22 protein-coding genes are annotated in these 20,567 nt (G+C 70.6%); 11 read left to right on the top strand and 11 right to left on the bottom strand.

Annotation, left to right across the window (positions count from 1 at the left end; translation table 11 throughout):
* Window positions 1-65: 65 nt before the first annotated feature.
* Window positions 66-884 carry an MHYT domain-containing protein gene (locus tag GCN81_RS10790; protein WP_156724116.1) on the bottom strand — a complete coding sequence of 273 codons (819 nt, stop codon included), beginning with the start codon at window positions 882-884 and terminating at the stop codon, window positions 66-68.
* Window positions 885-1,146: 262 nt separating this feature from the next.
* Between GCN81_RS10790 and GCN81_RS10785 the strand changes: the two genes are divergently transcribed.
* From GCN81_RS10785 to GCN81_RS10775, 3 genes are all read left to right on the top strand, one after another.
* Window positions 1,147-2,022: a glycerophosphodiester phosphodiesterase gene (locus tag GCN81_RS10785; RefSeq protein WP_156724114.1), complete on the top strand. Its 876-nt coding sequence runs from the start codon at window positions 1,147-1,149 to the stop codon at window positions 2,020-2,022.
* A gap of 45 nt (window positions 2,023-2,067) precedes the next feature.
* The gene (locus GCN81_RS10780) at window positions 2,068-2,637 is read left to right on the top strand and encodes a methylated-DNA--[protein]-cysteine S-methyltransferase (RefSeq protein WP_156724112.1); all 570 of its coding nucleotides are present in this window, start codon (window positions 2,068-2,070) and stop codon (window positions 2,635-2,637) included.
* Window positions 2,638-2,723: 86 nt separating this feature from the next.
* The gene (locus tag GCN81_RS10775; protein ID WP_231626614.1) at window positions 2,724-3,989 is read left to right on the top strand and encodes an MFS transporter; all 1,266 of its coding nucleotides are present in this window, start codon (window positions 2,724-2,726) and stop codon (window positions 3,987-3,989) included.
* A 2-nt stretch (window positions 3,990-3,991) separates the two neighbouring features.
* On the opposite strand, the gene GCN81_RS10770 is transcribed toward GCN81_RS10775, so the two are convergent.
* Window positions 3,992-4,384 carry a cupin domain-containing protein gene (locus GCN81_RS10770; protein WP_156724108.1) on the bottom strand — a complete coding sequence of 131 codons (393 nt, stop codon included), beginning with the start codon at window positions 4,382-4,384 and terminating at the stop codon, window positions 3,992-3,994.
* 133 nt (window positions 4,385-4,517) lie between these two features.
* Here GCN81_RS10770 and GCN81_RS10765 point away from each other — a divergent pair, with 133 nt between their 5' ends.
* Both GCN81_RS10765 and GCN81_RS10760 read left to right on the top strand, forming a co-directional pair.
* The gene (locus GCN81_RS10765) at window positions 4,518-5,423 is read left to right on the top strand and encodes a pseudouridine-5'-phosphate glycosidase (protein WP_231626650.1); all 906 of its coding nucleotides are present in this window, start codon (window positions 4,518-4,520) and stop codon (window positions 5,421-5,423) included.
* A complete protein-coding gene (locus GCN81_RS10760) occupies window positions 5,420-6,385 on the top strand; it encodes a carbohydrate kinase family protein (protein ID WP_156724104.1) in 966 nt (321 codons plus the stop codon). The genes GCN81_RS10765 and GCN81_RS10760 overlap by 4 nt, the downstream gene beginning before the upstream one ends.
* Before the next feature lie 39 nt (window positions 6,386-6,424).
* Here GCN81_RS10760 and GCN81_RS10755 read toward each other — a convergent pair whose 3' ends face one another.
* Both GCN81_RS10755 and GCN81_RS10750 read right to left on the bottom strand, forming a co-directional pair.
* Entirely contained in the window at window positions 6,425-7,237 is an 813-nt protein-coding gene (locus GCN81_RS10755) for a methyltransferase domain-containing protein (protein WP_156724103.1), read from the bottom strand.
* 213 nt (window positions 7,238-7,450) lie between these two features.
* Window positions 7,451-7,870: a CBS domain-containing protein gene (locus GCN81_RS10750; protein ID WP_156724100.1), complete on the bottom strand. Its 420-nt coding sequence runs from the start codon at window positions 7,868-7,870 to the stop codon at window positions 7,451-7,453.
* A gap of 226 nt (window positions 7,871-8,096) precedes the next feature.
* Here GCN81_RS10750 and GCN81_RS10745 point away from each other — a divergent pair, with 226 nt between their 5' ends.
* The 3 genes from GCN81_RS10745 (at window position 8,097) to GCN81_RS10735 (ending at window position 11,375) form a co-directional block, all read left to right on the top strand.
* On the top strand, window positions 8,097-8,579 hold the full coding sequence (locus GCN81_RS10745) for an anthrone oxygenase family protein (protein WP_156724098.1): 483 nt from the start codon (window positions 8,097-8,099) through the stop codon (window positions 8,577-8,579).
* Between the two features lie 138 nt (window positions 8,580-8,717).
* A complete protein-coding gene (locus GCN81_RS10740; protein ID WP_156724096.1) occupies window positions 8,718-10,208 on the top strand; it encodes a glutamate synthase subunit beta in 1,491 nt (496 codons plus the stop codon).
* 195 nt (window positions 10,209-10,403) lie between these two features.
* Window positions 10,404-11,375: an SGNH/GDSL hydrolase family protein gene (locus GCN81_RS10735; protein WP_231626612.1), complete on the top strand. Its 972-nt coding sequence runs from the start codon at window positions 10,404-10,406 to the stop codon at window positions 11,373-11,375.
* Window positions 11,376-11,518: 143 nt separating this feature from the next.
* Here the strand turns inward: GCN81_RS10735 and GCN81_RS10730 are convergent, their stop codons facing one another.
* Both GCN81_RS10730 and GCN81_RS10725 read right to left on the bottom strand, forming a co-directional pair.
* Window positions 11,519-11,767 carry a DUF397 domain-containing protein gene (locus GCN81_RS10730; RefSeq protein WP_156724093.1) on the bottom strand — a complete coding sequence of 83 codons (249 nt, stop codon included), beginning with the start codon at window positions 11,765-11,767 and terminating at the stop codon, window positions 11,519-11,521.
* The gene (locus GCN81_RS10725; protein ID WP_156724091.1) at window positions 11,768-12,628 is read right to left on the bottom strand and encodes a helix-turn-helix domain-containing protein; all 861 of its coding nucleotides are present in this window, start codon (window positions 12,626-12,628) and stop codon (window positions 11,768-11,770) included.
* Between the two features lie 174 nt (window positions 12,629-12,802).
* Between GCN81_RS10725 and GCN81_RS10720 the strand changes: the two genes are divergently transcribed.
* A complete protein-coding gene (locus tag GCN81_RS10720) occupies window positions 12,803-13,273 on the top strand; it encodes an ATP-binding protein (protein WP_156724089.1) in 471 nt (156 codons plus the stop codon).
* Window positions 13,273-13,689, top strand: a complete 417-nt coding sequence (locus GCN81_RS10715) for a hypothetical protein (RefSeq protein ID WP_231626610.1) — start codon at window positions 13,273-13,275, stop codon at window positions 13,687-13,689. The genes GCN81_RS10720 and GCN81_RS10715 overlap by 1 nt, the downstream gene beginning before the upstream one ends.
* A 42-nt stretch (window positions 13,690-13,731) precedes the next feature.
* Here GCN81_RS10715 and GCN81_RS31820 read toward each other — a convergent pair whose 3' ends face one another.
* On the bottom strand, window positions 13,732-13,905 hold the full coding sequence (locus tag GCN81_RS31820) for a hypothetical protein (RefSeq protein ID WP_197287562.1): 174 nt from the start codon (window positions 13,903-13,905) through the stop codon (window positions 13,732-13,734).
* A 167-nt stretch (window positions 13,906-14,072) separates the two neighbouring features.
* On the bottom strand, window positions 14,073-15,260 hold the full coding sequence (locus GCN81_RS10710) for a methyltransferase (protein ID WP_156724087.1): 1,188 nt from the start codon (window positions 15,258-15,260) through the stop codon (window positions 14,073-14,075).
* A gap of 149 nt (window positions 15,261-15,409) precedes the next feature.
* Here GCN81_RS10710 and GCN81_RS10705 point away from each other — a divergent pair, with 149 nt between their 5' ends.
* Window positions 15,410-16,849, top strand: coding sequence for a WGR domain-containing protein (locus GCN81_RS10705; protein WP_156724085.1), 1,440 nt, complete (start codon window positions 15,410-15,412; stop codon window positions 16,847-16,849).
* A gap of 4 nt (window positions 16,850-16,853) precedes the next feature.
* Here GCN81_RS10705 and GCN81_RS10700 read toward each other — a convergent pair whose 3' ends face one another.
* The 3 genes from GCN81_RS10700 to GCN81_RS10690 all read right to left on the bottom strand — a co-directional run bounded on the left by GCN81_RS10700 (window position 16,854) and on the right by GCN81_RS10690 (window position 20,562).
* Window positions 16,854-17,738, bottom strand: a complete 885-nt coding sequence (locus GCN81_RS10700; RefSeq protein WP_156724083.1) for a bile acid:sodium symporter family protein — start codon at window positions 17,736-17,738, stop codon at window positions 16,854-16,856.
* A 123-nt stretch (window positions 17,739-17,861) separates the two neighbouring features.
* A complete protein-coding gene (locus tag GCN81_RS10695) occupies window positions 17,862-19,511 on the bottom strand; it encodes a BCCT family transporter (RefSeq protein ID WP_267904572.1) in 1,650 nt (549 codons plus the stop codon).
* Between the two features lie 241 nt (window positions 19,512-19,752).
* Window positions 19,753-20,562, bottom strand: coding sequence for an SAM-dependent methyltransferase (locus GCN81_RS10690; RefSeq protein WP_156724081.1), 810 nt, complete (start codon window positions 20,560-20,562; stop codon window positions 19,753-19,755).
* Window positions 20,563-20,567: the final 5 nt, after the last annotated feature.

Here is a 20,567-nt window from a genome sequence, read left to right as displayed (position 1 = left end):
CCACTGACAACCGGGGTCGCGATCGGCCCGTGGGGCACGCTCCCGCGGCGGGCGGATCGGACGGGTCACCAGTCCCGGTGCCACCCGGGTTCCCGTTGTGGGGTGCGCGCCGGGCCGCGCCCGGTGGCCCGGACGGCGCGCTCCCAGTCCGGCCTGCCCATGATCATCATCGGGTCGAACAGCACAATGGCTCCGGCCAGGACCAGGAAACCGAGCGGGCCGATCATCATGGGCGCGAGCAGCTCGGCCGGTGAGCGTCCGGCCGGGGAGCCCGCGGACCCGTGGAGATGGACGCTGAGCGCCGCCATACCCATGTAGTGCATACCGCTGACCGCGAGCCCCATGACAAGACTCGCGCCCATGGTCCACACGAAGCCCCGGACCTGGACGGCCGCCCACAGAGCCGCGGTGGCGGCCACCATGGCGATCACCACGGACGCGGCGACCGTGAGCGTGTCGTACTCGAGGGAGCCGCGCAGCCGCATTCCGGCCATTCCCAGATAGTGCATCGAGGCAACCCCGAGCCCGGTGATCGTGCCCCCGGTGAACAGCGCCATCACCGTCGTACCCCGATAGCCGACGATGAAGATCCCGATGCCGACCATCACGATCGCGACCCCGAGGCTCGCGAAGGTGATGGGTACGTCGTAGTGGATCGGGACCTCTTTCACCGTGAAGCCCATCATCGCCACGAAGTGCATGGTCCAGATGCCGGAGCCGATCGCGGCCGAGCCGAGCGCGAGCCAGCCGGGCCGCCAGGAGTTCGAGACGATGAGCGCCCTGGCGGTGCAGCGCAGACCGAGTGCGCCGCCCAGGCACGCCATGAGGTACGCCACCACGGGCGTCACCAGCCCATAGCTGAATCCGTCGACCGTGCCCTGCATGCGCGGCAGCCCTTCCGCCGTGGTGTGCCCGGGCTGCCCTGTGCACCCGGTTGGCGTACGTCGAAGCGCCCCTGAATAAGCAGTGATTGGAGCACACCAGGGAACGTACAAGCGATTTTTCCGCACAGAGTATTACGTCACGGGCCCCAGCCTTCCGGCTGGGGCCGACGCGTTCAATCTGTGGCCATCTTTCCCCTGCGCTCCGTTGGCTCACGGATGTCACTCTCGATCAGTACGCGATCACTCAACGCGAGGAGCTCAGGTGTACGTACGCCCCGCCACAGCGACCACCGCAGTGCTTCTGGGAGTCGGCGCACTCGTCATCCCCGTCTCCACGGCTCAGGCCAACCCCGCCACGCCCGACACACCACTCGTCGTCGCACACCGCGGCGCGTCCGCCTACGCGCCCGAGAACACCATCGAATCCCTGGACAAGGCCGCGGACATGGGTTTCCGCTGGGCCGAGACCGATGTCCAGCGCACCCTGGACGGCAAGCTGGTCATGATGCACGACGCGACGCTGGCCCGGACCACGAACGTCGAAGAGGTCTTCCCCGACCGCGCCCCGTGGAGAGTCGCGGACTTCACCTACGCCGAGATCGCCAGACTGGACGCGGGCAGCTGGTTCGACACCAGGTACGCGGGCGCGCGCGTGCCGACGCTCAAGCAGTACCTGCACCGTGTCCGCTACAACCACCAGAAGCTCGTCCTGGAGATCAAGCAGCCGGCGCTCTACCCCGGTATCGAGAAGAACGTCCTCGCCGTGCTGCGCAAGACCGGCTGGCTGGACTGGCACCACGTCAAGAGCAAGCTGGTGGTGCAGAGTTTCAGCGCGGACAGCGTGAAGAAGGTGCACGCACAGCGGCCCGACGTCAAGACCGGCTTTCTGGGCACGCCCCCGGTAGCCGATCTGCCGGAGTACGCGAAGTTCGCGCACCAGATCAACTCACGGCACACCACGATCTCCGCCGACTACGTCGCCGCGGTCCAGGCGCTGAAGGGCCCGCTAGGCAAGCCGCTGGAGGTCTTCACCTGGACCATCGACGACGCCGCGAACGCGCGCCGGGCGGCGGGCTTCGGAGTGGACGGCATCATCACCAACAAGCCTGATGTCGTACGGGACGCGCTGGGCGACTGACCGCCCACGGCCGCGTTGTCAGTGCCCGGTCGTAACGTGGTCTGCGTGAACACCCACGCGCAGACCACCGACCGGGCCGGGGAGCGGTACGCCGAGTGGACCGTCGTCGGCAGCGGCATCGGTCCGCTGCTGCTGGCCGCGACCGCCGGCGGCCTGATCCATGTCGTCTTCCACGCCGACGGCCTGGTACGCGACAAGGCCCTGGGGCGACTCGCGGCCGCGCTGGGCGCCGACCCCGTCGAGGCGCCCGGCTCCGCTCGGCTCGCCGAGCCCATACGCCAGCTCGCGGCGTACTTCGCGGGCGAGCTGCACGACTTCACACTCGACCTGGACTGGACGCTGGTCTCCGGCTTCCACCGCCAGGTGCTGCGCGAGCTGGCACAGGGCGTGCCGTACGGCGCCGTGGTCGGCTATGGCGACCTGGCCGAGCGGGTGGGCCAGCCAGGTGCGGCGCAGGCGGTGGGCACGGCGATGGGAGCCAATCCGCTGCCGATCGTCGTGCCGTGCCACCGGGTGGTGGAGAGCGACGGCGGCCTCGGGGGCTTCGGTGGCGGCCTGGAGACCAAGCGGCGGCTGCTCGCGCTGGAGGGGGTGCTGCCCCAGCCGCTGTTCTGAGCGCGGTGCATCCCGATACGCGGTGAATCCTGGTATGTGGTGAATCCCGTTGTGGGGCCCCGCGCGCCTCCTGGGACACTGCCGTGGTGACCAGGACGAGCAACCCCGACATATCCGTCGGCCCCGAACACTTGCCCGCGCTGCGCCGACGTATCGCCGCGGTACTGATCGCCAGTCAGATACTCGGCGGGCTCGGGGTCGCCACCGGCATCGCGCTGGCCACCGTGCTGGCACAGCAGGTGAGCGGCACCGAGGCGCTGTCCGGCCTCGCCCCCACGGCAACCGTCACCGGGACCGCGCTGCTCTCGGTGCCGCTGGCCGCGCTGATGACGGCACGCGGGCGCCGCCCCGGTCTCGTACTCGCCTATCTGATCGGCGCGTCGGGCGCCGGGCTGGTCGTGGTGGCCGCGACGATCGGCAGTTTCCCGCTGCTGCTGGTCGGTATGACCGCCTTCGGAGCCTCCTCGTCGGCGAATCTGCAGGCCCGGTTCGCGGCCGCTGATCTGGCGGCTCCCCAGCGGCGCGCCCGCGCGATCTCGAACGTCGTGTGGGCGACGACCATCGGTGCGGTTCTCGGGCCCAACATCGCCGCACCCGCGGGACGCAGCGTCGCCGGGCTCGGTATCCCCGAGGCCGCGGGCCCTTTCCTGTGGGCGGCCGGTGTCTTCGTACTCGCCGCGGTCCTGGTCGCGGTACTGCTGCGTCCGGACCCGCTGCTGACCGCCCGTGCCCTGGCACCGGCGGACGAGCAGTCCACGAAGGAGGGCCGCTCCCTGCGTGCGGGGATCGCCGCGGTGGCCGCGTCGCCACGGGCCCGGCTCGCGCTCACGGCCATGGCGATCTCACACACCGCCATGGTCTCGATCATGTCGATGACCCCGGTGGACCTCGGTCACCACGGAGCGAGCATCGATCTGATCGGCCTGGTCATCAGCGGCCACATCGCGGGGATGTACGCCTTCTCGCCGGTGATGGGCTGGCTGTCCGACCGGCTGGGCCACCTCGCGGTGATCGGGCTCGCGGTCGCGCTGCTGGGCTGTGCGGCGCTGCTCGCCGGTACCGCGGGCCCGAACCACGCACAGACCGCTGTCGGTCTCTTCGTCCTCGGCCTTGGCTGGTCGGCGGGCCTCGTCTCCGGCTCGGCGCTGCTCACCGAGTCGGTACCGGCCGCCACGCGGGCCGCCGCACAGGGGCTGTCGGATCTGACGATGAACACCGCCGCGGGCGTCGGCGGCGCCGCGGCGGGGCTGGTGGTCGCGCAGGCCAGCTACGGCTGGCTGAACCTGGCCGCGGCCGTACTGCTGCTGCCGCTCGCCGTATTCGCCCTGCGCTCCCTCCGCGCTACTGGCTGACGCTACTGGCTGATGTGGTAGGCCTTGCGCAGCGTCTCGTGCACGGTCCACGTCGTACGGTCGCCCTCGCGCAGCACCGCGGCGACCCCCGGCCCCAGCTCCAGCGTGTCCCCGCCCTCGACGGTGACCGTGGCACGCCCGCTCACCACCACGAACAGCTCGTTCGCCTCGGTGTCGGTCACCACGCCCGGCGTGATCTGCCAGATTCCGCGGAGCTCACGGCCGTCCGCCGACTCCCACAGCACCTTCCCGGTGACCTCAGGGTTCCCGGAGACGATCTGCCCCGCCTCCAGCGGTTCCGGCTCGAGGACGACATCGGGAATGTGCACCGCGAAGGAGGGCACATCGACGAGCGCGGGGGCAGGGGCAGGGGAAGCTGTCTGATCGGTTGTCATGGCCGCTCACCCTAATAGACCGGCACCCCAGAGGTGACGCGTGTCCACCTCGCCTCGGAGGTTTCGCGACGGACCGCACCCGCCAGGGATGACAAGGACGGGGCGAGTGCGCCGACGACGGGAGGCGAACACGGTGTTGGTGGTGTCCGACGAGGTACAGGAGGCAGTCGGGCGACGGCGGCCGGTGGTGGCGCTGGAGTCGACGATCATCGCGCAGGGGCTGCCGCGCCCGCGCAACCTCCAGGTGGCGCTGGAGCTCGAGGACCTCGTACGCCGGGAAGGCGCCGTACCGGCGACCATCGCCGTACTCGACGGACAGGCCAGGGTCGGGCTCGACAAGCGGCAGCTGGAGCGGGTCGCGAGCGACGAGGGGCTGCGCAAGCTGGGCCACCGCGATCTGGCACTCGCGCTGGCGACCGGTGCCAGCGGCGCGACGACGGTCTCGGCGACGGCGTTCCTCGCGGCCCGCGCGGACATCCGGGTGTTCGCGACCGGAGGTCTGGGCGGAGTGCACCGGGAGTGGACCACGACGCAGGACGAGTCGGCCGACCTGGGGCTGCTCGCCCGTACCGGCGTGGCGGTCGTGTGCGCGGGAGTCAAGTCGATCCTGGATGTTCCGGCGACGCTACAGCGGCTGGAGACACTGGGCGTGGCCGTCGCCGGATACGGCACGGACCGGTTCCCGGGCTTCTACCTCGCCGACTCGGGGCACCCGGTGGACTGGACACTGCACTCACCCGAGGACGTCGCGGCGGTGCTGCGCGCCCAGGACGGGCTCGGCGGGCCTCAGTCGGCGCTGATCGTCGCCAATCCAGTCCCGATGTCCGAGCAGCTCGATCCCGAGCTCCACGCGCGCGTACTGGATGACGCGCTGCGCGCCTGCGCCGAGCGGGGCCTCACGGGGCAGGCCGTCACGCCGTTCCTCCTCGACCATCTGGCCCGGCACACCGAAGGCGCGTCCCTGGAAGCGAACCTGGCGGCCGTACGCGGCAATGTGCGGCTGGCGGCGCGGATCGCGGCGGCGTGGTCGGCGGCATGAGCGGGGCGTCTGGCAGCACGTCTGGCAGCGGTGGGGCGTCTGGCGGCAGCGGCACTCTGGGCGACGGGCTGCTGGTCGTCGGCGATGTGGTCACCGACGTGGTGGCGCGCCACCGTACGCCGCTCACCGCGGGCACCGACACCGCCGCGGACATCCGCACCCTGCCCGGAGGTGCCGGGGCCAACGTCGCCTCCTGGGCCGCGTACACGGGCTGCCCGGACGTACGTCTGCTGGCGCGGATCGGCGCGGACTCGGCGGCCTGGCACGAGCGGGCACTGGCCGAGGCTGGCGTACGCCCGCACCTCGTCGTTGACCCGCGGGCCCCGACCGGCACCGTGATCTGCCTCGTGGACGCCGACGCTGAGCGTACGTTTCTGACCGACAGCGGTGCCGTAATCCGGCTCTCTCCCGCCGACTGGTCGCCCACGCTGCTCGACGGGGTCGGCCGGGTGCACCTGTCCGGCTACCTTTTCTTCGCGGAGCCGAGCAGGTCGCTGGCGCGCCTGGTCTTGGACGCGGCACACGCGCGTGGGGTGCCGGTGAGTGTCGACCCGGCGTCGGCGGGATTTCTCGCCGACGCGGGCGTGGCCCCGTTTCTGGCGGCGGCCACCGGGGCTGACGTGCTGCTGCCCAACCGGGACGAGGCGGCCGCGCTCACCGGCCTGCCGGACAGCGCGGACGCGGTGGCGAAGCTAAGCAGGCAGTTCCCTCTGGTGGTGGCCAAGCTGGGCGCGGCGGGCGCGCTGATCTCACGCGCGGGCGCGGCGCCGGACCACGTCCCCGCGGTGCCCGCGCGGGCACGGGACACGACGGGGGCGGGCGACGCGTTCACCGGCGCCTTCCTGGCCGCCCTGCTCGCGGGTGCCACGGACACCGAGGCTGTCACCCGCGGCTGCCAGGCCGGTGCCCAGGCGGTCACGCGGGTGGGGGCACGCCCACCCGGGCCAGCCTCGACCGACTGAGCCCCTGAGCCCCACGCGCGCGTAGCGGGGCGACATTGCCTACGGTTTGCGGCCCCACGCCGAGACCATGGGGGTCGCCGCGAGGTCCAGGGCTCCGCTGGCGACGTTCTCCAAGTGCCGGTCGATGTCGGTGTCTGTGGCGCGTCCCGCGGCCACGAGGCGCTCGCGTGCCTGGCTCACTCCGGCGGTCTCCAGCACCGAGCACGCCCCGGCGCCCAACGGGAAGTGGGCGTCCGCCTCGACCCGGGTCAGCCCCGCCGCGCGCAGCAACCGGGGCAGCTTGCGCCCGTACGACAGGTCCGCGCCGTCCTCGGCGAGCAGCGCGCTACGGCCCTCACGCAGCCGGTTGGCCAGCCGCTGGGCGGGGCCGTGCTCGTCTGGGCAGGTCAGCGGCTGGAGGGCGGTGTCGGTCTCCTCGACGAGGATGCGCCCCCCGGGGCGCAGCGCCCTCACCATCGACCGCAGGGCCCGGTCCCGTTCGGCGACATCGGCCAGCACGAGACGGGCGTGTACCAGGTCGAAGCCCTCGCCCGGCGGCTCCTCCGCGCCCACGTCGTGGCGGAGCACCTCGATGGGCGGCCGGGCGGCCGAGCCGACCCACGAGGTGTCGACGTCCGTGGCCAGTACGCGGCCGGTGGGCCCCACCCGCTTGGCCAGCCAGGTGAGGACGGAGGTGCCGCCCGCGGCGACCTCCCAGCACCGCCAGCCGGGTCCGACCCCGAGGCGCTCGAGATGCCGGAACGTCGTGGCGTCGAAGAGGTCCGGAAGCGCTTCGCAGCGCCGCGTGGCCTCGGACTGCCCAGGGTCGAGGAGATGCCCGTGGTCGAGGAGATGCCCGTCGATTCGCGTCATGCCGCGATCATCCCAGTTGCCCCGTTTGATCCCGGGCATTCAGCGGCCATTCGGACCGTGGTCTCACCAGCCTTCTGCTCGTTCCGAGCATGGTCCCGGCGCGGACCCAGCAGGGACCCGGCAGGGGCCCCGGGGGAGCCCTGCGGGGGGCTACGCACACGGCCTCGCGGCACGCGCGCGTAGCCTCACACGCCCCCACGGCCGATCCCGGGTTCAGCGCTTCGCGTAGACGCGCTCAGCCCACGCCGCGATCTGCTCCTCGTTCAGGTGCTGGGCCAGATCCGCCTCGCTGATCATCCCGACGAGGCGCTTGTTCTCGATCACTGGAAGCCGACGGATCTGGTGGCCCTGCATCTCATCGAGCACCTCGCCGACATCGGCGCTGGACTCGATCCAGCGCGGGGTGCCCTGTGCCATCGAGCCCGCGGTGGTCTGGGCGGGGTCGTGCCCCATCGCCACGCATCCCACGACGATGTCCCGGTCGGTGAGGATGCCGCAGAGCCGTTCGTTCGCATCACTGATCGGCAGGGCGCCGACGTTGAGGTCACGCATCATCTGGGCGGCCCGGTCCAGCGTCTCGTGTTCCGGGATCCACTGGGCGCCGCGATGCATGATGTCTCCGGCAGTGGTCATGTCATACCTCCTGAAGGCCGGACGGGCCGGCGCGGCGCGGATGGCACCGCTGGGACCGGCGTGCCCATTCTCGTCCCACCCTCGGCAACGCGCACCCGCGCGCCGCGGGGCCTACTGGTCCCCTCCTCCGAGACGCGCGCGTATGCGCCTGCGGGGCTGAACCATGGCCCGCGGCCGCACCACCCGCTTGACTTGCCCGTACACCGCCAGGAACCAGGGGGCTTCCATGATCGACGGACCGTACTTCGTGCTCACCCTGCTCGCGGCGCTTGGCAGCGGGCTGATCGCCGGAGTCTTCTTCGGCTACTCCACCTCCGTGATGAAGGCGCTCGGCGCCCTGCCCGCCCCGCAGGGAATCGCGGCGATGCAGCGGATCAAGGTCGTGATCGTCAACCCGGTGTTCCTCGGCGTACTGATGGGGACCGCGGCCCTGTGTGCGGTGCTGGCCGTGATCACCTTCGCGGTGTGGCCGGACCGAGGCGCCGTAGAGCTGCTGCTCGGCAGCGCCCTGTACCTGATCGGTTCCCTGGGGGTGACGATCGCGGCGAACATCCCGCGCAACGACGCGCTGACGAAGCTGGACCCCGAGGCGCCGGAGAGCGCCGAGCCCTGGCGGCGGTTCGTCTCCGAGTGGACGGCCTGGAACCATGTGCGCGGCGGTGCGGCGCTGGCCGCGTGCGCCGCGTTCATCCTGGCGCTCGCCGCCTAAGCCGACGCGACGCCGTGCTGGGCCGTGCTGGGCCGTGCTGGGCCGTGCCGTGCACCAGGCAGACATCGCCGACGCCCCCGGACCCGGCGTACCGTGGCGAGAAGGACCGTCCGCGAAGGGCACGCGAGGAGACGGGCCATGGGCGACCCCAAGGGCTTTCTCACCACCCCCCGTCAGGAGTGGCCGCGCCGCCCGGTCGACGACCGGGTACGGGACTTCGGCGAGGTGCACGTCCCAGGGGCGCTGCTTCCCCTCGTCGGCGAGCAGGCCGACCGCTGCATGGACTGCGGCGTTCCGTTCTGCCACGAGGCATGTCCGCTGGGCAATCTGATCCCCGACTGGAACGACCTGGTCGCACGGGACGACTGGCGCGGGGCGAGCGACCGGCTGCACGCGACGAACAACTTCCCCGAGTTCACCGGCTGGCTGTGTCCCGCGCCCTGTGAGTCGGCGTGTGTGCTGGCCATCAACCAGCCCGCGGTGACCATCAAGAACGTCGAGGCGGCCATCGCCGACCAGGCCTGGGAGCGCGGGTACACCCCGCCTCGGCCCCCGGACCGGCTCTCGGGCCGCACGGTCGCGGTCGTCGGCTCGGGCCCCGCGGGTCTCGCCGCCGCCCAGCAGCTGACCCGGGCCGGACACACGGTCGCGGTGTACGAGCGCGACGACCGGGCGGGTGGGCTGCTGCGGTACGGCATCCCCGCGTTCAAGATGGAGAAGCACCGCCTGGACCGGCGCCTGGACCAGATGCGGGCGGAGGGCACCCGGTTCCGTACGTCCACCGTGGTCGGGCGCGACATCGGCGCGGACGCGTTGCGGACCCGGTTCGACGCCGTGGTGGTCGCCGTCGGAGCGCGCCAGTGGCGCGAACTCCCGGTGCCCGGGCGCGAGCTGACCGGTATCCATCAGGCGATGGAGTACCTGCCGCAGGCCAACCGGGTGTGTCAGGGCGACCAGCCGGTCTCGCCGCTGTCGGCCAAGGACCGCCATACGGTGATCATCGGCGGTGGCGACACCGGCGCGGACTGCCTGGGTACGGCGGTGCGCGAGGGCGCCGCCTCCGTGACGCAACTGGACATCTATCCGCAGCCCGCCGCCGAGCGTGACGGGGGCACCGAACCCTGGCCGACTCACCCCCGGATCTACCGGTTGTCCGCCGCCCATGAGGAGGCCCGTGACCTGGCCACGGCGCCACGGGCGGATGCCGACGCCCGGCTGTTCTCGGCCTCGACGCTCCGCTTCACCGGGGACGCCGAAGGGCGGGTCCGCGCGCTGCACCTGGTCGAGGTCGCCCCGGAGGGACGGCAGCCCAGGCCGGGCACCGAGCGCACTCTCCCGGCGGATCTGGTACTGCTCGCGCTGGGCTTCTCCGGGCCTGACCGGGCCGACGGGCTCATCGACCAGCTCGGCCTGGCCCTGAACGCGCGCGGGGCCGTCGCCCGCGATCCGGGCTTCGCCACGAACGTGCCGGGCGTCTTCGCGGCGGGCGACGCGGCGCGCGGGCAGTCGCTGATCGTCTGGGCGATCGCGGAGGGCCGTGCGGCGGCGGCCGCGGTGGACCGCTATCTGACGGGCCGCACTCGCCTGCCCGCGCCGATCCGGCCGGACGACCGGCCCTTGGCCGTGTGAGCCGACTGAAACCAGGCACTCCTGGCTGGCCAGGCACCCCTGTTTGGCCAGGCACCCCTGTCTGGGCAGGCACCTACTGGACTCTCCCGCTTTCGCACGTCAGTGTGGTCCCTGGTGAACGCAGGGGGCGTTGACAGGGGGAGGGTCGGAAGCGACATGTGGGGAAGACGACTGACGGGGCTCGCTTGGATACTGGTGCCGCTTGGGCTGCTGATCGTGGCGGTGCTCGGCGCGCGGCTGGTCTTCACGGCCGATACGTCGGATGTGAGCGCCACACCTCCTTCGGCCGTACCGACACCAGGCTCGCGGTCCACCACGGCGGCAGCGGCTCCGACACCAGCGCCTGACGAGGAGTCGGCGCCACCGAAGCGGTCCGCCGCCCCCTCCACCGCGAAGCCGACCTCGACCGCTCCCCCGGCCCGCGCCGTCTACCTCGGCGACTCGCTGGCCACCGAGAACCAGGACGTACTCGCGGACCTGCTCGACGAGTCCGGCAGCGCGCAGCTCCGCAAGGCCCCGCACTCCGGAACGACGCTGTGCGACTACCTGGAGGGCGAGCAGGAAAGCCTGTTCATACCAGACGACCGCAAGGCGGCGGCCCTGGTGCGATCCGAGCGTCCCGAGGTCGTGGTGCTCCAGTTCTGGGGCAACTCCTGGGGCTACACGCCCTGTATGAAGGGCATCGTGCATGACGCGGACCCGGACAGGTACTACGACCGCTACGCCGCCGACGCCCGCGCGCTGACCGAGCAGATCACCAAGGCGGCCCAGGACGCCGGTATCCCCCGCCCGAAACTCGTCTGGGTGCTCCAGGGCCCCGATGCCGTGGCCCCCGACCGGGTCCGCCGCGTCAACGACATCTACCGGGCGCAGGCCAAGGCCGCTGGTGACCTGACCTCGGACGCGGGCGCCAGGGTGAGCCGCCCGGGCGCCCGCTACACGTACGTACAGAACCTGCCGTGCAACGCCTACGAGCGCGCCAACCCCACGTACTGCTCCGGGGGTACGACAGCCCAGCTGCACCGCGCCGACGATCCGCTGCACTTCTGCCTGGCCCCGACGAAGAAGGGCGCCCCGCCCTGCACGGTGCGCTCGCCCGGCATCCTCCGCTACACCCAGGCGATCGCGGCGACCGTCGACGACTATCTGCGCCAGTCAGGGCGGTAGCGGCCGTGACAGCGTACGGGTGGCGGCCCTAGCGCGGTACGAGTAGCGGCCCTAGCGCGGTACGAGTAGCGGCCCTAGCGCGGTACGAGTAGCGGCCCTGACGCGGTAGGAGTAGCGGCCCTGACGCGGTACGCCAAGGCCGGTCACGACAGCAGGAAGTCCGCCTGACCCGCCTTGGCACCCCGGATGAACGCGTCGAGCTCCCCCGAGGTGTAGATCAGCGCCGGTCCGTCGGGGTCCGCGGACTGGCGCACGGCTACCCGGCCGTCGGCGAGCTTCATCGCTTCGACGCAGTTGCCGCCGTTTCCGCCGCTCCACGGCTTGTGCCAGCCCTCGCTGCCGAGCTCACGGGCGGGCATGCCGTTGTAGATCCGGTCGGATATGTGATCCATTCACAGCTCCTTGCGAAGACTCCGGAGAATCTCCTTTGTGCGGTGTGCCGTTGCCGCCTGGGTCGCCATCCGGTCCATGACTTCCAGGTACGTGACGACCTCGGCGCGGCGGTCGAGATAGACAGCGCCGGTCAGGTACTCGGTGTAGACCATGTCCGGCAGTTCGGGGATCGAGAAGCGGAACAGCACGAACGGGCCGTAGGTGCCCGGATGGTGCCCGTCGGCGAACTCCGCGACCTGCAAGGTGACGTGGGGCATCTCGGTGGCCTCGAGCAGCCGGTCGACCTGGGCCCGCATGAGGCCGGGGCCGCCGACGGTCCGGCGCAGGACGGTCTCGTCCATGACGACCCACAGCCGTGGGGCGTTGTCGCGGGTGAGCAGTTCCTGGCGCTGCATGCGCAAGGCGACATGCCGTTCGATGTCCTCGGGGTCCGTCTGTCCGAGTGCGCCCGCGTGCATCACGGCGCGCGCGTAGTCCTCGGTCTGCAGCAGGCCGGGCACGAAGTGCGGCTCGTACGACCTGAGGAGGGTCGCGGCGCCCTCCAGGCTGACGTACATGCTGAACCAGCCGGGCAGGATGTCGTGGTAACGCTGCCACCAGCCGGGCTGGTTGGCCTCCTCGGCCAGCTCGACGAATGACTCGGCCTCGCCGTCGGTGACGCCGTAGGCCCGCAGCAGCAGTTGGAGGTAGGGGATCTTGAGGCTGACCTCGGCGGTTTCCATCCGGCGGACCGTGGCGGGGGCGACGCGCAGGACGCGTGCGGCTTCCTCACGCTTGAGGCCCGCGCTCTCCCGCAGCTCCTGCAAGCGCTTTCCCAGGACAACCTGACCGACGGTGGGAGCGGACCGCGGTTCGCTCACTGCTGCCTCCTGTACCGCACGGTGGCCAGTGGCCTCTTGTTAGCAAGGCAGTCTGCCATGGGGCCGGAAAAAGGGAAGACTTCACTCTGCACATTTCAAAGTGACGCTTGCCAAGTGTCCTTGGCGGGGCGATAGTGGCATACGTGAACCAGTCCGCCGCGTTAGGAATCGGTCGTGGTGCTCGGTAACGCCCCTCTCACACGGCGCCCCTCGGGCGCCGTGACCCTTGACCGCCGTTGCCGTTTCGAGCTGGCCGCGCGCCCCGACTCCGTACCCCGGGCCAGACGGCTGACCCGCGACCAGCTGACGGGCTGGTCGCTCCCTGACGAGACCTGCGATATGGCGGCCCTGGTCGTCTCAGAGCTGGTCACCAATGCCGTAGTGCACACCGCGAGTCGGCTGATCGTGTGCGAGCTGCGCGAGGATACCGCGGCGGACACCGTACGGATCGTGGTACGCGACGAGGGCCCGGGACCCGGCGTCCCGGCCCCGCACCCAGCCCGTGACGGGCACGAGGACCACGGCCGTGGGCTGCTCCTGGTCGACGCGGTCAGCAGCGCCTGGGGCACCGCCGAGGCGGACGAGGGGCTGGGCCTCGTCGTGTGGGCCGAATTGCCGCGCGAAGCCGGGCCGCTGTGCGCGTGATGACCATGGAGACGCTGACCGGACTCAACCGGCGCCTGGGCGATGTGTCCCTGCTGCTGCCGGAAGGAATGACGACCCCGCTCGGCTGTGACGCGGTGGGCGTGCCCGAGGCGCTCGGCCCGCCGCTGCGTGAGTTGCTGCCGCGCGTGGGGTGTGTGTACACGGACGGCACCCGCTGGTGGTGGATCGTGCCGTCCGGCTCCGAGCTCGCGCTCGACTGGCCGATGCCCGCCCGGTACGCGGCCGGGGGCCTGGTCCCGGCGGCCGCGAGTACGCTGCGCCCGGTTCACCAGGGCTCGGGCCCGGTGCCGTACACCCCGCCGATTCCGCTCTATCTCGCGCTCTGCCGGGTGACCGAGACCGTGCCCCCGTGGATGCGTTCCACTGTGCCGCGCTCCCGGCCGGTGCGCGGGTAGGGCCTGGCCGCGCCCCCTCCCCCGCCCCCAGGCGGTCAGCGGCTACTCGGGGCTCGCGCCACCGCGTACGACGACCAGGAACGCGTCCGAGTGGAGGTCCATCACGACCTCGGCCGCCTTGCCCTGCGCCCGCTGGGCTTGGGCGAACTCCTCGGCTGGCCACGACCCGCGCGGGCCTCCGGCCGGGAAACGTTCCAGTACGACTCGGTTGTTCATCGGACACCCCCGTGGTGTGTGGGTCCTGCTCGGTGCCGCTCGCTGCTGCTCGGTCCTACAGCGGGGAGGACGCCGCGCGGGGGCGGTGCGGACGGCGATGTGACCGTATCTCCACGGAGTCGGCACGGAGTTGACACGGGGTCGGCGCCGCCTCGTGGAGCGATCGCTCAGCGGCCGCCAGGCCCCGGCCCCTTGACCGCCCGCAGGATCACGAACTTCGGGCTGCCCACGACCACTTCGCAGGTGCCGAAGAGGCGGCGCAGCTTCAGGTGGTAGCCGAGGTGCCGGTTGCCCACGACCCAGAGTTCACCGCCGGGGCGCAGTGCCGCGCGGGCTCCGGTGAACATGCGCCACGCGGTGGCGTCGGTGGTGGCCTGGTGGCTGTGGAACGGCGGGTTGTTCAGGACGAGGTCCACCGTGCCCGGGGCCATCGCGGCCAGGCCGTCGCCGACCAGGAACCGCGCCTTGGTGTCCGGGGCGGCGTTGGCGCGGAAGGTGGCTTCCGCCGAGGCCACCGCTTGGTAGGACTCGTCGACGAAGGTGACCTCGGCCTCCGGGTTGGCCAGCGCGGCCGCCGTACCGACGACGCCGTTGCCACAGCCCAGGTCCACGATGTGTTGCCGCCCGCGGCTCGACGGCAGGTGCTCCAGCAGGAAGCGGGTGCCGATGTCGAGGCGGTCGGCGCAGAAGATCCCGGCGTGGTTGGTGACGGTGCGCCCGGAGAGGGGACCGATGCCCTCGGGGAGGGTGTAGGTGTGCGGCCACGGGTTGGCCGCTGACGCGTCGCGGGTGCCGGAAAGTCCCGGCTCGGGCGTGCAGAAGATCAGCCGGGCCTTCTTCACGGCGAGCGATGTCCTGGTCGGGCCGATGATCCGCTCGAAGAGCCGCAGTGTCGAGGTGTGGATCTCCTTGACCATGCCGGTGCCGATCACGACCGTGCCCTCGTGCACGGCGGGCGCCAGGCGGTGCAGCTGGTCCTCCAGCAGCGCGAGGCTCTTGGGCACCCGGATCAGCAGTACATCGACGCGCTCGGGGGGTGTGTCCCTGGTGGTGAGCAGCTGTACGGCGGTGAGGTCGACGCCGTTGCGGGCGAGATTGGCCAGGGTGGCCTGCCGTGCGAGGAAGGAGTCGGTGATCTGTACGGGACGGTGCTCGGCCAGTGCCGTGGCCAGGGCGCCCCACCGGTCGCCGACGACGACCACGGTGCCGGAAAGGTCCACCGCTGGCTGGTCGGTCCCGTCGAGGTGGTTCAGCAGGTATGCGTCGGCGGCGTCCCAGGCACGCAGCGGGTCGCGGGGATCTTCGGGGTAGCGGGTGAGTTCGTACTCGCCCCGTGACGTCGGGAAACGGTTCATCGTGCCCTCAGGCTAACCGAGCCGCCGGGCCCACAGCGCCTGCCTCCGCCGCCCGGCCCAGCCCGATTGTCAGTGGCTGACCGTAACGTCTTCGGCAGTGGGACGGGGCGCGAACCGAGCGCCGCGTCCATCCTGGGGAGGGGTGTGCCATGTCTCGGACGAAGACGTATCTGGAGCTGTCGCAAGAGGGCGGCGGTGCGCACAAGTTCTACGAGGTGACGGTGGAGGGGACGGTCGTCTCGGTCCGGTACGGACGGATCGGCACGCCAGGTCAGTTGCAGACCTCGACCTTCCCGACCGCGCAGAAAGCGCAGGCGGCCGCAGCGAAGAAGGTGGGAGAGAAGGTCCGCAAGGGGTACGCCCCCGCCGTCCAGGGACAGCGGGCGGCCCGCCCGGTGACCCGCCGTCAGGTCACCTCCGCGCCGTCGACCGCCCGCGCGGTGGCCCCGGTCCTGTGGCGCTTCAGGACCGGCTCGGCGGCGTTCGGCATCCACATCGACGACGACCGCTGCTGGGTGGGAAACCAGTCAGGCGATGTGTACACACTCAGTCACGGCGGCGAGGTGCTGGCCCGCTACTCCTTGCCGGAGGGCGTCAAGTGCCTGGTGGCGGACGACTTCTGGATCTACGCGGGCTGTGATGACGGAAAAGTCTACGACCTCTCCTCCAAGCTGCCGTTCGCGGCGTACGACATCGCGGCGGACGTCGACATCTTCTGGCTGGACATCCGCGAGGGCGTGCTCAACGTCTCGGATCGCAGCGGCGGCCTGACGGTCATCGACCACGAGGACGAGTACCAGTGGTCACGGAAGTCATCGGGGGGCCATGCGTGGATGGTGCGGGCCGACGAGCACGCCGTCTACCACGGCCACCACGGCGGCGTGTCGGCCTACGCCCCCGACGGCGGCGGCGAGTTGTGGCACACGCCGACGCGTGGCGCGGTGCTGTTCGGCTGGCAGGAGGACACCTCGGTGTACGCGGGCACCGCCCGCCATGTGGTGCAGCGCCTGGCGAAGACGACGGGTGCGGTCGAGGCGAGCTACGCCTGCGACACGGTGGTGTACTCCTGCGCGACGGCGCCTGGGGGCCGCTATGTCTTCGCGGGCGACAACGCCTCGTCGGTCTACTGCTTCGACGCGGACGGCACCCGGCTGTGGAAGCTGGGCACCGGTGGCGGATCGGCGCTGTCGATGCAGTATCTGGACGAGAAGCTGTACATGGTCACCACGGATGGTTCGCTGGTCTGCGTGGACGCGAGTGACGCGGCGATCCGGGCGGCCCAGCAGGGGTCCGTTCCGGTGGCGGTGGACGTCAAGTCGGCGGCGGCCCTGCCGACCTACAAGCCGGTGACGGCGGTGTCCGCGATGGAGACCGTCTCGGTGGCTCCGTCCGGACAGGTGGTCGTGGAGTGCTTCCAGGACGGCGGCCGCCTGCGGGTGCATGTCGTCTCGGGCGGCTACGACCCGTCCTGGAACGTGCAGTTCCCGCGCGGGATACGTGAGGCGGGCGCCCGGTACGTGGTCGACGCGCTGCATCCGGCGTCGAGCGGGTTCTATCGGGTGCGGGGTGAGATCCGGCGCCTGGTGTGACGGCTCAGGCGGTGGGCGTCGGCTGGAGCGGGGCGAGCCTGCGCAGGAGGAGCCCGGCGGCACCGGCCGTGAAGTACATCAGGATCGCGTAGACGGCGCTGGGTACGGCGATCTCGGCGCTGTCGAGCAGAGAGGGGCTGAGGGCGACCGTGAGGGCGAGCGACGTGTTGTGCATGCCGATCTCCATACAGACGGCTACGGCCTGCGCGTGCCCCGCCCTCGCGAGCCGGGCGGCCGCGTATCCGGTGGCCAGCGAGATCACGCTGAACAGCACCGCCACCGAGCCGACATCGGCGAGATAGCCGCCGATGTTCTCCCGCTCCGCCAGCAGGGCCGCCAGGATGATCCCGGCCAGGATCACCAGGCACAGCAGCTTCACGGGGCGCTCGGCCCGCTCCGCGAGGTCCTGGCGCCTGGCCCGTACGGCCATCCCGATGGCCACCGGGATCAGCACGATCGCGAAGACCTGCACGGTCTTGGTGAACTGCAGCCCGACCGGGCCCCCGTCGCCCGCGTCGAAGTACGCCACCGACAGGTTGACCACGATCGGCAGGGTGAAGACGGCGAGAACGGAGTTGATGGCGGTGAGGGTGATGTTGAGCGCGACGTCGCCGCCGAAGAGGTGGCTGTAGAGGTTGGCCATGGTCCCGCCGGGCGAGGCGGCGAGCAGCATCATCCCGACGGCGGGGGCGGCGGCCAGACCGAAGGCCAGCACCAGGCCGAAGCAGACGGCGGGCAGCAGCACGAGCTGGCAGCCGAGCGCGACGGTCACGGTGCGCGGGTAGCGGGCCATCCGGCGGAAGTCGTCGACCGTCAGGCTGAGCCCGAGGCCGAGCATGATCACGCCGAGGACAGCGGGCACCAGCACGGTGACAAGGGGGGAGTCCACCAGCACAGGGTGCGGGTCAGGGGGTCAGGAGTCCACAGGTGTGCGGGCCCGGGACAGCGAGAAGGTGCCCGGTTCAGCCGGTCGTCGCGACCCGCTGAACCGGACACCCTGGGAGACGGTCGGTCAGAGGGTCTTGCCCCCGCTGCCGCCGGTGTCGCCGCTGTCGCCGTCGCCGTTACCGGCGTCGATCGCGGCGGCTACCTTCTCGGTGAGTTCCTGTGTCTGCACCCGACGTTGATGGGCCAGATAGACCGCCCGTTCTCGGCGGAACTCCTTGATCGTGGCATAGCACATGGCCAGCATGATGAAGCTGAAGGGCAACGCGATGAGGATCGCCATGGTTTGGAGTGCGACCAGCGAGTCGGATCCGCCCGCGATGATCAGCGCGGCGGCCACGGCACCTTCGGCAACGGCCCAGAAGACGCGGCTCCACTTCGGCGGGTTGGGGTCGCCGCCGCTGGCCAGCATGTCGACCACATACGAACCGGAGTCGGATGAGGTGACGAAGAAGAGCACGATCAGCAGAATCGCCACACCGGCGACGAACGCGCCGCCGGGCAGGGTGTCGAGCAGCGCGAACAGCGCGTTGTTCGTGTCGACACTGAACGCCTCGTCGGTGTCGCTCCAGCTCATGATGCCGCCGCTGGAGAACATCTCGCGGTACAGACCGGCGCCACCGAAGATGGCGAACCAGAAGAAGGTGAGCAGGGTCGGGACGAGCAGTACGCCGAGCACGAACTCACGGACGGTGCGGCCGCGCGAGATACGGGCGATGAAGATACCGACGAAGGGTGCCCAGGAGATCCACCAGCCCCAGTAGAAGGTGGTCCAGCCGCTCTGCCAGGCCTCGCCGGCCTCGCCCTGCATGGCGCCGGTGTCGAAGGACAGCTGGACGACGTTCTGCAGATAGGCGCCGATGGACGTGACGAACTCGTTGAGCAGGAAGAGCGTCGGTCCAGCGATGAGAACGAAGATCATCAGCGAGCCGGCGAGCCCCATGTTCAGGTTCGACAGCCACTTGATGCCCTTCTTCACGCCGGTGACCACGGAGATGGTGGCCACGAGCGTGATCAGGATGATCAGGACGACCTGGGTGGTGGTGCTCGGATCGTCGACCCAGTCGAGGAAGTCGAGCCCGGCGGAGATCTGCATCACGCCGAGGCCGAGCGAGGTCGCCACACCGAAGAGCGTGCCGACGATCGCGATCACGTCGATGGCGTTGCCCAGACCGCCCTTGACCCGGTCGCCGAGAACCGGCTCGAGGGCCCAGCGGATAGAGACCGGGCGACCCTTGCGGTGCACGGCGTAAGCGACGGCCAGGCCGACCACGACGTAGATGGCCCAGGGGTGGAAGCCCCAGTGCATGAACGTCTGCACCAGGGATTGCTGGGCCTGTTCGGCCGCCTGGCTGACGGTTTCCTGGTCCGGTGCGTCGCCCACTCCGGGTCGCGGTGCAGCGAAGTGTGTCAGCGGCTCCGCCACGCCCCAGAAGACCAGGCCGATACCCATACCCGCGGCGAACAGCATCGCCAGCCACGACCCGAGGTTGAACTCGGCCTTGTCCTCGTTCTTTCCGAGCTTGATGTCACCGAAGTGCCCGATGCCGACCCAGAGGGAGAAGACCACGAAGACAGCGACAATGGCCGTGTAGTACCACCCGACGCTGCCGACGACCTCCGAGTTGATATCACTGATGACGTCCTTCGCGTTACCCGGGAAGATCGTGGCGTACAACACGAACGCCAAGATGATCCCCGCGGCGGGCAGGAACACCCACGGGGCGATGGACGGCGCGTCCGGCTTCCGGCCCGATTGTTCATCACTCGGTGGACTTGCCACCTGATCCCCAGTCACTCAGATACCAAGCCTTATCTTCGGTGATCTTTGACAATTCTCTTAACTATCCGACGCACCTGCCCTGATCGGTCCTCGACACACATCACAGCTTCATCACTGAACGAAAACCAAGCGGGCGTCAACCCCCGGCGCTAGCCAACGCCCCCGCCGCGGAGACTCAGGCCTTGCGGCCGACGCCGCCGAACATCGCCACCTCTTCCGGCTCCCCGTCCACGGCTCCATCCGCGGCTCCGTCCGCGCGCCACCGTGAGCAGGACACCACGCCAGGCGGTAGCAGGGTCAGGCCGTCGAAGTAGCGGGTGATCTGCTCCGGTGTGCGCTGGGTCAGCTTCGGGGTGCCGTGTTCGTTCCAGAACTCCACGGCGCGGTCCACGTCGGGCATCGCCGGACTGGTGATCGTGTGGGAGAGCACCAGGTGGCTGCCGCTGGGCAGGGCGTCCAGGAGACGGTGTACGACACCGTGGGACTCGGCGTCGTCCTCGATGAAGATCACCACGCCCAGCAGGACCAGCGCGACGGGCTGGGTGAGGTCGAGGGTCTCCGCGGCGCGTTCCAGGATGGTGTCGACATCGCGCAGGTCGGCGTCGAGGTAGTCGGTCCGGCCCTCGGGTGTGCTGGTGAGGAGTGCGCGGGCATGGGTGAGTACGAGGGGGTCGTTGTCCACGTACACGATCCGGGCGTCGGGCGCGACCCGCTGTGCCACCTCGTGGGTATTGTCGGCGCTGGGCAGTCCCGTACCGATGTCCAGGAACTGCCGGATGCCCACCTCACCGGCCAGATAGCGGACGGACCGGCCGAGGAAGAGGCGGTCCGCGCGGGCGTAGTCGCCGATGCCGGGGTGGAGTTGACGAATCTGGTCTCCGGCTTCGCGGTCGACCAGGTAATTGTCCTTGCCGTCCAGCCAGTAGTTCCAGATCCGGGCGGTGTGCGGTCTGGTGGTGTCGATGCGTGGTACCTGGTCAGCCATCTGCT

The sequence above is a fragment of the Streptomyces apocyni genome, from assembly GCF_009739465.1.
Taxonomy (GTDB): domain Bacteria; phylum Actinomycetota; class Actinomycetes; order Streptomycetales; family Streptomycetaceae; genus Streptomyces; species Streptomyces apocyni.
The sequence above is the reverse complement of the archived record's forward strand: the minus strand, read 5'-3'. Positions and strand labels throughout refer to the sequence as shown.